This is a genomic window from Paenibacillus etheri, assembly GCF_001012825.1.
GTDB lineage: Bacteria > Bacillota > Bacilli > Paenibacillales > Paenibacillaceae > Paenibacillus_AQ > Paenibacillus_AQ etheri.
Map to the genome: position 1 here is coordinate 47556 of NZ_LCZJ02000043.1, position 13713 is coordinate 61268.

Consider the following 13713-nt stretch of genomic DNA (forward strand, 5'->3'; position numbering starts at 1 on the left):
ACTGGCACTGCTATGATAAAATAAGAATACTGTTTATGTATCGTGATAACCTCAATTACCATAGATAGTGATGCTTAGGCGTAGGAGGTGGAAGTGAATGGATATCTTTTTGAAAGTTATGCTCCTGATTTTTTCCGTCGGTCTTATTGCGGTCGTTCTTCTGCAAAAGGGGAAAAGCGCGGGTCTTTCCGGTGCCATCTCCGGCGGTGCTGAGCATCTCTTTGGTAAAACAAAAGCTCGTGGTATGGAACTCGTACTACAACGTGTAACGGTTGGACTTGCTGCAGGATTCTTCATTATGGCGATTCTAGCTGCTGTTTTCATTGACTAAAGTACCTACAGTAAGCCCTCGCTCTGTTCTGAATGGAATAGAGCGAAGGCTTTTTTGTTATAATAAAAGGAGATAAAGCACCTGTAGGTGCTTTTCTTTGCATAGTAGAAAGAATAAGATTCGGTACGTTAGAGCCGTAATAAACTCGTTTTCTTCACTTTTGAATGAAATTTCGTACTGTGTTTACCTTTGGATAACAGTAACAGGGATGCGCAGGATTGATTTCGTGTATACTAGGGTATGAAGTAGGTAAAGGTAAATTTTACTTGGCACTATTACAGAGCAGGACAAGACATACATATTTGCCAGCGGCTTGGAGCCGCGGAGGGCTGGGGTGACGAACATGATAACACAAGAAATATTACTCGATTTCATGCGGGAAACTGCATATAAACCAATGACCTATGAAGAGCTGGTAAGCCATTTTGCTCTAGAAGATAGCACAGGGTTTAAAAAGTTCGAGGAACTACTAATTGAATTAGAGCAGGACGGAAGAATTGTACTAACTCGGAATGCACGTTATGGCGTGCCGGAACGGATGGATTTACTGAGAGGCCGGTTACAGGCTCATGCGAAAGGCTTCGCTTTTCTTATCCCGGATGATCGTGATCATCCTGACGTATATATCCATGCGAATGATCTTAAGGGAGCTATGAATGGAGATATCGTCCTAATCCGTATTACCTCTAAAAGTCCGTCCGGCGGACGTATGGAAGGTGAAGTAGAACGTATTGTAAAACGTGGCGTGTTACAGACAGTAGGCGTATTTCAAAACATGGAGACCTATGGCTTTGTGCTGCCTGATGATAAACGGATTAATCGTGATATCTTTATTCCGAAGCAATCCTTCATGGGGGCGGTAGACGGTCAAAAGGTCGTTGTACGTATCGTGAATTATCCAGAAGGACGATCAGCGGCAGAAGGCGAAATTATTGAGATCCTGGGTCATAAGGATGATCCAGGAGTTGATATTCTATCTATCATCCGTAAGCATCAGCTGCCAGAGGCATTTCCCGCTGAAGTGATGAACGAAGCGGACAACGCTCCGGATTCAATCACAGAAGAGGAAATTGCTGAGCAGGGACGACGCGACTTGCGCGGACTAAACATTGTCACGATTGATGGCGAAGATGCTAAGGACCTGGATGATGCGGTTAATGTTCAGCGGCTGGAGAACGGACATTACAAGCTAGGCGTGCATATTGCGGATGTAGGGTATTATGTGCGTGAGAGCTCTGAGCTCGATAAAGAGGCCTATGATCGGGGCTGTAGTGTGTACTTAGTGGATCGGGTTATCCCGATGCTTCCTCACCGTTTGTCTAACGGAATTTGTAGTTTGAATCCGCAGGTAGACCGCTTAACGATGTCCTGTGAGATGGAATTTAACGAACAAATGAAGGTCGTGAAGCACGATGTCTTTACAAGTGTGATTCGCACCAAGGAAAGAATGACTTATTCCAATGTTCGCAAAATTTTGGAGGATGAAGATCCCGAATTGCTGGAGCGCTATAGTCCCCTAATTGATGATTTCCGTCTCATGAAAGAATTAGCGATGAAGCTGCGTGATGCACGGATGCGGCGGGGTGCGGTTGATTTTGACTTTGAAGAGAGCAAAATCATCGTGGATGAGAACGGCAAGGCTGTAGATATTGTAAAGCGTGAGCGTTCTGTAGCCGAGCAGATTATCGAGGAATTTATGCTCGCGGCAAATGAAACGGTGGCTGAGCATTTCCATTGGTTGAAGGTCCCGTTCCTTTACCGGATTCACGAAGATCCGGACCCTGAGAAGCTGCAGAATTTTATGGCTTTTGCGGCCAATTTCGGATATCACGTGAAGGGCCGTGGCAATTCGGTTCATCCGCGTGCTCTGCAGGATCTGTTGGAGCAAATCCAAGGGACTAAAGAGCAGACCGTTATTAGCACAATGATGCTGCGCTCCATGAAGCAGGCGAAATACGATGCAGAGAGCACAGGCCATTTCGGACTTGCAGCAGAATACTATTCCCACTTCACTTCTCCGATTCGCCGTTACCCCGATCTGGTCATTCACCGCGTAATGCGTGAAGTGATTGAGAACGGGGGGGCGCTGAGTCAGAAACGACATGATTATTTGGCCGGCCGGATGCCTGACATTGCTCAGCAGTCCTCGGAACGTGAACGTGTAGCGGTAGAAGCAGAACGCGATACGGAGCAGCTGAAGAAAGCTGAATACATGCAGGATAAAGTAGGCGAGGAATTCGAGGCTATGGTCAGCAGTGTGACCAGCTTCGGAATGTTCATAGAGCTGGATAATACTGTCGAAGGCCTTATCCGTCTCAGTGCAATGAGCGACGATTATTATCACTTTGACGAGGCCCATATGGCGCTCATTGGCGAGCGCACATCACGGGTGTTCCGTATTGGCGACGAGGTAAAGATTCGAGTCGCCAAGGTAAATATGGATGACCACACGATCGATTTCGAGTTGGTCGATATGAAACCACGCGCGCCAGGCGAGCATCGCGGCGGTGGTTTTGGAGGCGGCCGCGGTGGCAAAGGCGGCCGTCCAGGTGGCGGCGGCTTCAAGGCGCCAGCCGGGGGTAAAGGCGGCGCGGGCAGCAAGGGCCGCGGCGGTAAAGGCAAGCCCGGCGCTGCTGTAGGCGCGGGCAAGGGCAAGCCGGGCGCTGGTGTGCGCGCCGGTGAAGGGCCGCGCGAAGCGGCCGGTGTTGGCGCACCGGGCGGACGCGGAAAGCGGAAGCGCGGGCGTAATGCCGGCGAGGACGCGAGCCGGGTAGTTACGACGCCGGGCGGAAGCACCGGCGCAGAGCGCGGGGGTGAAGCCGGCGGCAACGCAGGCGCGCCACGTGAGCGCAGCGGCGGGCGAGGCCGCGGCGGTGACAACGGCGGTGCCGGTGGTGGACGCGGCATCAGCTTCGGCTTTGGCTCCGGCAAAGGCGGATACGGCGTTCCTGCGTCCGAGTCTTCCGGCGGCGAAGTTCGCGGTCTGGACGGCAGCACGAAGTTCCGCAGCCGTGAGGACCGCGGCGGTAACTTTGGTGGTGGAGAAGGCCGTGGCGGCGCTCCAACAGGTAAAGGTCGCCGGAAAAAGAAGAACAAAAGCGGTGTTTTCATCGGTCAATCCGTGACACCGGGCAACATTCAGACGTCGGAACAAGCCACTTCTAAACGTAGTGACACTACAGGTAGCGCTCCAGACGGAGCTCCTCGTAAGAGAAAGAAGAAATAAATAACGTTTTTGGGCTACGTTTCGTAGCTCTATGATACAAGATTAAGCACCGCCCCTTTTGATGGGGGCGGTGCTTTTTTAATTTTTTTTTCATCTCAAGTGTGAAATTCTTCTGACCGAGACTATAGGCTATCACAAGTTTGTTTAGTACTAGTCAGAAGCTTTGTGACAGCGCAGTTTTGTCAATATGATATATGAATTGGAGCAAAGTGACCAATATTATCACGATGCTTATTTTAATTGCACTTTGTACATCTAAATCTGACCAGTATCTTCAAAACGGCATGATTTCAAGTTTTTAACTGCAGAAAGTACAATTAAACAACCTTCGAGCGTCTAAATAAGCTGAATAGATGTAATAAGTACATTTATATAGTTTTATCGTTAGCGTCGGGGGGATAGAGAACGAATTGAATTGGTTAAGAGGCGATTGTGTTTATGGGCAATATCGCAACACAAACGTCCATTTCGTAAACAAATGTAATTAAAGTTAACTATTGGGTAATCTTACTGACAAACAGTTGTCAAAATGGATGAGATAGGATTACCTGATCCTTCCTTGCGTACAATCGATTCCATTTGTTACAATATAGATCAGACGTTCGATGACTATGTCGGTTAAGATTAGAGAGACATGGTTCCTTTAACTTATGAATATGATTCAAGGAGTGATTCTCATGGGTAAAAAAGCAGACGGGAAAGTACTTGCCCAGAACAAAAAAGCTTCCCATGATTATTTTATCGAGGATACTTATGAAGCTGGCTTGGTGCTGACAGGCACAGAGATCAAGTCGCTGCGTAATGGCCGCGCTAATATTGGAGATGCTTTTGCTACGATCCGTAACGGTGAGATTCAGATTCACAACATGCATATCAGCCCTTTTGAACAAGGTAATCGTGCTAACCCTACTGACCCGACTCGCACACGTAAATTGCTAATGCATAAGGAGCAAATTCATAAACTGCTGGGCTTGTCCAAGCGGGATGGATTTACGATTGTGCCACTTAAGGTTTACGTGCGAAATGGCTATGCGAAGCTATTGATTGGTCTTGGTAAAGGTAAGAAGGAGTACGATAAACGTGACTCTGCTGCTAAGCGTGATGCTCAGCGTGATATCCAGCGTGTATTGCGTGAGAAGCAAAAGATCGCCAGATAATCTAGGTGTAGTAGACGATTCAAATGAGTTCCAGTTTCCACCTTCAATTCCTTTAACCCACGTGTTAAAGTATTGATAAATGTGCTATACTGAGTAAGTAAGATTATTGCTTCGTTACAGACTTCTTGAAGAAGAAGCTGTGGATTGGATCTCTCTTGCTTGGAAGATCCGCTTGATCCGAAGCGCCCTTTTTAATGAGGGGCCGTTCTTGGATTCGACGGGGGTAGTTCGAGCATGAGTAGCGAGTAGTGGGGACGCGTCCGCTTCATCAACGCTAAAGCCTATTAAACGGCAAACAACAAAACAACTACGCTTTCGCAGCCTAAGAAACTGCGCGCGTGCTTCTACCCTGCATCGCCCATGTGACAGGGATAGGGGCTAACAAGTAGTGGGATACGCCGTCTGGTCTCCGCCTGGGGTCAACGGAAGAAGATAATCAGGCTGACCCAACGTATAGCCGGTTACGGGGCGATACTCGGGTGACATCAAAACTGTGACTACACTCGTAGAAGCTTATGTGCCGTTATCTTCGGACAGGGGTTCGACTCCCCTCGGCTCCATATGGAGTAAAAGTAAAAGACACCCCTAAAGGTGTCTTTTTTACTTTTAAATATTTTTTAAAAAATGGTTAGTCAGCTTGTTATCATAATAGATTAACCTGCTACTATTTGTATTCTCATTATCTTGAATTTTGCCGCATGAAAATCGCTGGATGTAGGTGAAAAGAAGGGGGAGAGATTTCCTGTTCATTTAAGTGTTATGCTATTGGTAATCATTGAATGTAATAGGAATGGATCCAATTAAAATCACTGCATTCTTATCACTATATTTCTGAAACCATAATACTTCAAAGGTTAAGGAATTTACATGCAGTTTAGTGAACTCGCTCTTAGGAAAACTCAGGCCCAATTTAAATGTGGCTAAAGTATCACTAACACTGACTTGTTCAAAATCAATAGTCTTACGTAGAGAAATTAAATCATCAGGAAGAATTATATCAACATCTTGCTCCGCACTTTTCTCTTTGTAATTAAATTGAGCAGAATAAGTGATTTTGCCTAATTTATTTTGGAAATTTCCTGAATCAAGGAACTTAAGTTTGTTTTCGGGTATATTTTCTTGTGATATATACTTTTGTAAAATGTATTGACCCGTATTAATTATAACAGTTCTTCCATTATCAAGAGTTAGTTGTGCTTTATTAAAAGAAGGTATAAATTCATTCAAAGTAAAGTAAAGTTTGTTATCAAGAATGTTAGGAGAATTAACAGTAGTTTTATTGGTGACCTGCTCATTATCTTGAATAAGAGAAATTTCTTTAATATTCATATTGTCTACAGAATATGGTAGGAAAAGAGTGATTTTTTTATTAGCCGTTGTGGGGCTCTCCACAAACAGAAGATAATTTGATTCATTAAGTGTATATGATTGAATCTTTTTAAGAATAGTATCTTCAACTTGATCTTTTTTTGTAATATTTTTCTGCGAAGTGCAAGACACAGCTATAAATACAATTAGAACTAGAGACATTATAGTAAGTAAACGTTTCAATAGCGCACACATCCTTGTTTAATATTAAAAGAGAAGCCACTTTACTTAAAGTGGCCACCACTCTGTTCATTCTATTTAGTGAGGAATAGGATTACACCAGAACCAAAACTCAGAGCCTCCATTTAAATCAATGCTCGAAGAACGGAATGTTTCGATGATCCATGCAGTATCGTAATATACATAATTACGCTTAATGGTTTTTACAGCACTTTTTAAAGAGTAAACATGATATCCTTCAGTAGTAAACTCTTGAGTGAATGTTTTGGAAAAAGTCTGTCCTACAGCTAAACTCATGGATGCCTTTGCAACAGCAGAAAACCAATATTCAAGGCTGCCAGTTAATGTTGTGGTTAATGAAGAGCTTGTTTGAAGGGTGATTTTAATTTTACTATCAGAATCATTGTTGTAAGTATCCATATTTTGTCCTGAATAATATGTCTCTGATCCTTCCATAATCGAGGTGTTTGTAGGTGTAGCTAATAATGAAATGCGATTACTAACAGAGGGCTCAGAAGTCTGTTCTAGATCTTCTTGTGAGGCGTAGGGGGCGTAGAGGATACCATCAATGTATAACCTGCCATCTTCATCATATGTTTCAACAGGTGCTCTAAAGTGTCCGGTAACCTCAGTGTCTTCTGATGCTGCAAAAGCAGATGTAGAGATTGCACTTGATAATAACAATGCTCCCAGCAAGATTTTGGCTGTTTTTTTCATAATAACAACTTCGTTATCAATATTTGGTCGGCCAACCCGTTACCAAATATATCATATATACCAAAAAATACATCTATTTTTTTATTTGGATTATATTAAATATTTTAGGCGTTTTTGAGGGTTTCTCAATACGAAAGCGTTCAGTCTTCACTGATACTCCATATGAGCCGAGGGAGGACTTGAAGTCCAAAATCACATGTATCCAGTTTTACATCCTTTAAAAATTTTCCATTCAACTAATACTATCCATTCTTTGAAACAATCTATTAAAAATACTGATTAAAATTACCTTTAGGGTGTTTTTTCGTTTTAGGTTAGTTTTTGGAGTTGAAGAAATGCGTGACGACTAACATTTTTAACTATTAGGTCTTGAAGAATGAGCAGGAAAACCATAAGAATTTAAAGGCAAACCTATCAAACGCAAGGTATGACTAGTTTGAACCTGAATCGTTCTCCTAGACAACCAAAAAACTTACGGAGGAACAACGTCGTCAGTGAGCCTCGATGCTCGAACAGCAACAGCCCGCAAATTTGAAGCCCGGTACACCTAGACTCTTTCGTCGCCGAGTGGATCAAACGGTAATTTGGTGTCATTATGAGCGTTCCAGGATCAGTGCACGGATAAACTAACCTATACGCTTACCAATACCAACGAAGAGGCTCAAGCATTTTTAAAAAAGCAAACCCTCACAGCTCAAGAAGCAGGTGGAGGCTTAAAAGATCGATCATTTGCTCTTTGAAGACGAATCCATGATTCACTCTTATTAAGCAAATCATCTCTCTAGCTTTGTAAGGCTTATGATCACGCATGAAAGTTATAGATTAGTTGTTTAAGAAAGCATGGATTCTATACACTGTAACTACACTAGTAGAAGCTTATGTGCCGTTATCTTCGGACAGGGATTCGACTCCCCTCGGCTCAATACCCTTCCATTGCAAAAAGCATCGATCCACTAGATCGGTGCTTTTTGTATGTGGATAGCAGATTGATTCTGCGACCAGCGTGAAGGTACTTTCTACGTGAGGAACACGTTTATTTCAATTATTCATGTACAATTTACGAAGTAACTTGGCCGCGGATTTCTCCATTTGGATTTTGTATGGTGTGTACATTGACATAAGCATTGCCTCTTTCAAATTCACGGACTAGATCGCGGATCGTCTTTCCATCTAGAGGGCCGATTAAATCATTACGAGTCAGAGTCCCGCGAATAACTCCTCGTCTTACAGAAATTCCAAATTTCGACGGGCCGAATAGAAAGGCGACTATAGGACCGTTTTCATTTCTTCGTCCAAGATGAATATGGGCTTGGGTTACTCGGTTTATATTTCGGATGACAAGTCTAAAAAATAATTTATCACCAGCACGGTTAAGCTGAATAATAGTATTTCCAGTAGAAATTGTCCTTACAGGTGGTACTTCGTTTCTTCCTTTCAAGAAAGCCCTAAACGTTTTGATATTCCTCACCCCTCTTCGTTGATACGGTTATTCTATTCCGTATGGAAGGAGAGGATTGTTCAACCGTCTAGGGTTTGATTAATTTTTTGTAAATGAATAGGGCGATACTCGGGTGACATCAAAACTGTGACTACACTCGTAGAAGCTTATGTGCCGTTATCTTCGGACAGGGGTTCGACTCCCCTCGGCTCCATCGAAAACCCCGCTCCCAGAGCGGGGTTTTTACGTCTATAGATAGAAAATGTAGTCCAAATGTAGTCCGGACTATTTTGGCTACCCTATTGCTAGGGGGATCAGTAGTCCATTGTCCTCGGAAGCTGAAGCACAGAAACTGCTAAATCAATTCGAATATAACCAGCAGCGCAATTTATTGGTACAGACTATAAAGATGACGCTCTCTGAATTTCTGGAGCATTGGATGGAAAAATACGTTAAATATACTGTGAAGAGACAACCACTTAAGGATATAAGAATATTATCGAGCCTCCAGCTTGGCCTGCTTCTCTTCGAGCGTAAGCTCCCGTTTAAGAGGTCTTCCTGATGCTGGGCTTCTTGTATCCTGCAAACCTAAGATTCCGTTTTCCTAGTAGCTCGCACGCTATCTCTTTCCTGAGGATTCAACTCTTTGGATTCCAATGATGGTTACGTCAAAACCACATTCTTCAAATAATTCTCTCGGCAGCTTGCCCATGTTATTCTCTGAGATAAACAATTGCTTAAACGCATCCGTATACGTAATTGCCTTTGAAGACATGTTCCTCACATAAGGATTGTTAGTTAACTGCTTGATTTCTTTATCTGTGAACATTTTCTTGCTATAAACAAAAATACCCTACCGAGAGACTTTTTAAAAGTGTCTACTCGATAGGGTACAGTTTAATGCAGTGGAGCTGAGCTGTTTCTATTCAATTGCAGCTGCAGCCTGCATGATGAAAGGGAGAGAAAGGGCATTTGCAGATGCTGTAATCCAGTTATGGTCTTAAATTCGGTGTATGTACAGGAACTGTTCTTGCTTTCGTAGCTTGCTCAAAGGAATAAGCTAGGTTAAGCAGCGTTTGCTCGCTGTATGCTGTTCCCAAGAATGAGATGCCCACCGGTACGCCTGCTTTTACCGTTCCCGCAGGTACGGTTACTTCAGGGAAACCTGTAGCAGATGCTACGTAGCTCGCTGCATAAGTATCATACGCATTGCAGACATAAGTAGGGTCTTCTTTGTCAAAGCGGTTGGAAGCAGGGCAGGCCATCGTAGGGAAGACGATTGCGTCCAGGTTGTTTTTCTTCATAATCATTTCAATTTCTTTACGGGTCTCCGGCATTTCTTTCTTAACGATTTTCTTGTACTCGTTGGAATATAGAGTATCTGCTTTAGCCAATGCTGTCTTCAAGCCTTCTAAACGAGCAGGGTTAACAGGTGTTGCCGAGTTCAATACTTCAGGAGATTCACTAATATCGATTACTTCTCGCAGCGTTTTAGGTCCACCGGCAGGAAGCGAGCGCAAATATTTTTCAAACTGTATTTTGAATTCCGCATCCCCGACCGGTCCAAGAACTGGAGTCCAGAGGTACTTGGTTTGTTTGGAGAATGTGACAGGCACTACTTCCGTTCCCATGCTTTTCATTTTAGCAATCGCTTGATTCGTAATTGCATCTACTTCATCATTGCCGCCGAAGAAGTCAGTCGCCACACCGATACGCGCCTGCTTCAGCGAAGAAGCGTTCAGTGCTTTGGCGTAGTCTTGAACATAGCGGTTCGCGGATTTTGTCGCATAATCTGCTTTGTCTGTTCCAGCCATCGTAGTAAGCACTAAGCTAGCGTCTTCGACACTACGTGCCAAAGGACCAGTTACATCCAAAGAAAGGGAAGAAGGGACAACGCCGCTGCGACTAGTCAATCCCATAGTTGGTCTGATACCTACTAGCCCGGTAACATTGGCTGGACCTCTGACGGAACCGGAAGTATCCGTTCCAAGTCCGAATACTGCAAAGTTAGCCGCTACCGCTGCTGCACTACCGCTGCTGGAACCGGAAGCATCACGGTTCAGATTGTAAGGATTAATTGTCAAACCGCCCATGGAGCTATAGCCCAGTCTGCCATAGGAAGCGGCGAGCTCGGACATGTTTGTTTTAGCAATTACAATGGCTCCGGCATCGATAAGCTTCTGTACGGTGAATGAATTCTTAGTAGGGTTTTCATTCTTCAGAGCTACAGCCCCAGCTGTGGTCGGCATGCCAACCACATCATAGTTATCCTTTACGACAAAAGGAATGCCGTGAAGCTTGCTTCTTGGTCCTTTCGATTTTCGCTCGGTATCGAGTACCTTTGCTGTTTCAAGAGCTTGGTTGTTAACCGTAATAATAGAATTTATAACAGGGCCTTGTTTATCAAAGGCTTCAATACGTTTCAGATAGTATTCCACAAGCTCTTCCGATGTAATTTGCTTTGTGTCCAGAGCTTTTGTGACTTCATCGATGCTTTTCTCAAACGGATCAAACGTACTTTTTGCTATTTCGGCATTTGCATGATTCCATGGCAAAATCGAGAAAACTAGCAAAATAGCTAGTAAAGCTTTGAAGTTTATATATTTTTTTCTCAAGTGTCTTGCCTCCTGATGTCTTTTTTTTAATTAGTTCTTAATGCTCATTTTCTCTCCCTGTAACAGTTATCGTCATTTCTTCTGAATAAATGAATGGAATTCGACAATATATAACAAAAGCCATCCTTTTACCGATAGTTATGTATAGACAAAATTCATGTTTACATAACAAGATGGAGGAGAAACAACTTGAGAAAGAAACTACAGTGGAATCTAAAGCTTCAACTATTGGTTACGATGGTGGTCCTGGTATTGCTGTCAACATTATCAATGGGACTCGGGATCAACCGGCAAGTTAAGGAGGATATGACGGAGGATTTCTATGATGCAACTCGAAAGGAAATCGAACAAGTTAGCGGTGCTATAGACTTGTACTTTACTACCGTGAATGAATCGGTTGAATACTTTGCAAAGAGCTCACTCGTCAAGAAGATTGACAGTTCCATCACCTCTTATGTGGATGTAGTAGGAGCAGATGGAACTCTTCAGATGACTCCAGCTAAAAATGGAGGTATAGAAGCTAAGATTTATAACTTTTTCTTGGAATATTCTAAGACACATCTAAATGTGCCTTATATCTATTTGGGAACAAAGGATGGCGGATACATACAATGGCCGGATGGTACTTCCACCGATAAATTTGAACCGAGATCAAGAGCCTGGTACACCCAGGCGGTTGAGAATCCCGACAAAATTGTACGCTCGGGTGCTTACGCTGCCTTTACTACAGGTACACCGATCGTCAGCTCTTCGGTTACCATTAAGGATGACACAGGTAACATCGTTGGTGTCCAAGGTGTAGATGTAAGTTTGGACTTTCTGACCGATACCATCAATAACATGAAGATCGGTAAAGCCGGCTATGTCATCTTGGCAGACCAAACCGGTACGATCCTCGCAAATCCTAAGAACCCGGAAATCAACTTTACAAATCTAAAGGCTCTGGGTATAGCCGAATTTGCTGACATTGACAAACTGGCAGGTAAAAATTTGGACATCACCTTGAATAAGGAGAACTACAATGCTAGTGTCTACGTATCACCGGAGAATGGTTGGAAATATATTGCAATCATGGACGAGAGTGAAGTGGCGGAATCAGTCAATGCGATCCAAAACATTATTTTCCTCATCATGGTTGTTATCGCTGTTATCGCTATCGGAGTAGCTTTGTATTTAGCTGGCGCGATTACGAAGCCGTTAAATGCGGCTGTTCAGTATTTGCAGCAAATCGGCAGTGGTGACTTGGCGGTCGATATTCCGCAATCTATGCTGAACAAGCGAAGTGAAGTAGGCACCATGGTACGGGCTATTGATGCGATGAAGCAGGATATGCAGAACATGATCGGCGGCATTTCTACTTCGGGGAAAATTGTTTCTCAATCGGCGGATAAACTTACAGACAGCATGGATCAGACACAAAATGCTTCCTCACTCATTACCGAGTCCATCATTCAACTTGCTTCCGCTTCTAGTGATGAAGCTAACAATGTTATGGAGGGCTCTGAAAAAGTTGAACAGCTCGGCGGAGCGATCGATCAAGTTACTGCATCCGCTCAGGATATCCTGGATCTTGCTCGTCGTACAGCGGAATTGAACCAACGCGGTATCGTCATTGTACAGGAGTTAGTAGGGAAATTTAACAGCACACAACGAGCTTCTGAGGAAACAGCACAAGCTATTCATCATGTGAGTGGTAGTACTAGTGAAATCAGCGGCATACTCGGTACGATTCTTGAAATCTCCGGTCAGACAAATTTGCTGGCTCTAAATGCGTCCATCGAGGCTTCAAGAGCAGGTGAACATGGGCGGGGATTCTCTGTGGTAGCTGCCGAGATCCGCAAGCTCGCGGAGCAATCAGCTTCTGCTGCGAATAATATCAGTCACATTATTTCAACTGTAAAAAACCAGGTGGGAGCGGCTGTTCAGGCCATGGGCACATCCCGCGAACTATTTATAGACCAGGAAACGGCGGTTCGAGAAACCGAATCCATCTTTAACGATATTATGGTGTCCGTGAACAGCCAAATGGAAATGACAAACCAGGTTGACGGCCAGGTCCAGTTGATGGTTGAAAAACGCCATGAACTCACAGACATTTTCACCAGTATCTCAGCGATTACGGAAGAGAATGCTGCCATTACCCAAGAGGTGTCCGCGGCAGCAGAGGAACAGCTGGCTACGATTGATGACATAGCAGGTTATCTGACTCAGCTGCAGGGACTTTCTAAGGATCTGGAGGACAATATTAAGAAATTCAACATCCATAACCAATGATGTACTCCCCTCATGGGAGAGAAACTCTTTAGAACAAAACAAACCAGCCAGCCAGAGGAAGAGACTTCCTCTGGCTGTTTTTTCTAATTCCCTATTATTACATTCATAACTAGCTCAATACCATAACCAAGAATCTTTTAAGGAAAAGAGCAGTGGACACAGATGATCATCTGTGTCCACTGCTCTTTTTTCTTCTGTAATCAGCTTGGCCACTGTCGTGATAAAGTTGGATTACTTAATAATCTATCAAGGTTGTACAATTATGAGGAGGAGCCATGGCTATACAAAACCACTATCCTCCACCGCATGATGTTGAGATTATTTCATGAGGTGACTTAGGCATCATGTGGTTCACCGTGCTGTCTGTAACAGCATGTTCTAAAGTCATCCGTATCGGGCGGCTTTAA

General features: G+C 43.8%; 8 protein-coding genes, 1 other RNA gene and 1 pseudogene. 5 read left to right on the forward strand and 5 right to left on the reverse strand.

What is annotated here, in order from left to right; all coding sequences use genetic code 11:
* Nucleotides 1-97 precede the first annotated feature (97 nt).
* From secG to ssrA, 4 genes are all read left to right on the forward strand, one after another.
* A complete protein-coding gene (gene secG, locus UQ64_RS26605) occupies nucleotides 98-331 on the forward strand; it encodes a preprotein translocase subunit SecG (protein ID WP_060626481.1) in 234 nt (77 codons plus the stop codon).
* A gap of 343 nt (nucleotides 332-674) precedes the next feature.
* Nucleotides 675-3557 (forward strand): ribonuclease R, encoded by a 2883-nt coding sequence (gene rnr / locus UQ64_RS26610; RefSeq protein WP_060626580.1) that lies wholly within the window; start codon nucleotides 675-677, stop codon nucleotides 3555-3557.
* Between the two features lie 677 nt (nucleotides 3558-4234).
* Nucleotides 4235-4714 (forward strand): SsrA-binding protein SmpB, encoded by a 480-nt coding sequence (gene smpB / locus UQ64_RS26615; protein ID WP_060626483.1) that lies wholly within the window; start codon nucleotides 4235-4237, stop codon nucleotides 4712-4714.
* Between the two features lie 198 nt (nucleotides 4715-4912).
* Nucleotides 4913-5277, forward strand: a transfer-messenger RNA (tmRNA) gene (gene ssrA, locus UQ64_RS26620).
* A 199-nt stretch (nucleotides 5278-5476) separates the two neighbouring features.
* Here ssrA and UQ64_RS26625 read toward each other — a convergent pair.
* From UQ64_RS26625 to UQ64_RS26645, 5 genes and pseudogenes are all read right to left on the reverse strand, one after another.
* Nucleotides 5477-6265, reverse strand: a complete 789-nt coding sequence (locus tag UQ64_RS26625; protein ID WP_060626485.1) for a hypothetical protein — start codon at nucleotides 6263-6265, stop codon at nucleotides 5477-5479.
* A gap of 75 nt (nucleotides 6266-6340) precedes the next feature.
* Nucleotides 6341-6979 (reverse strand): hypothetical protein, encoded by a 639-nt coding sequence (locus tag UQ64_RS26630; RefSeq protein WP_060626487.1) that lies wholly within the window; start codon nucleotides 6977-6979, stop codon nucleotides 6341-6343.
* A 1057-nt stretch (nucleotides 6980-8036) separates the two neighbouring features.
* Nucleotides 8037-8417: a CHRD domain-containing protein gene (locus UQ64_RS26635; RefSeq protein ID WP_245238262.1), complete on the reverse strand. Its 381-nt coding sequence runs from the start codon at nucleotides 8415-8417 to the stop codon at nucleotides 8037-8039.
* Nucleotides 8418-8919: 502 nt separating this feature from the next.
* Nucleotides 8920-9246 (reverse strand): annotated as a pseudogene (locus UQ64_RS32435) (HTH domain-containing protein); the annotation flags it as partial.
* A gap of 163 nt (nucleotides 9247-9409) precedes the next feature.
* Nucleotides 9410-11032 carry an amidase family protein gene (locus UQ64_RS26645; protein ID WP_060626489.1) on the reverse strand — a complete coding sequence of 541 codons (1623 nt, stop codon included), beginning with the start codon at nucleotides 11030-11032 and terminating at the stop codon, nucleotides 9410-9412.
* Between the two features lie 189 nt (nucleotides 11033-11221).
* Here UQ64_RS26645 and UQ64_RS26650 point away from each other — a divergent pair, with 189 nt between their 5' ends.
* Nucleotides 11222-13306, forward strand: coding sequence for a methyl-accepting chemotaxis protein (locus UQ64_RS26650; RefSeq protein WP_060626491.1), 2085 nt, complete (start codon nucleotides 11222-11224; stop codon nucleotides 13304-13306).
* Nucleotides 13307-13713 lie beyond the last annotated feature (407 nt).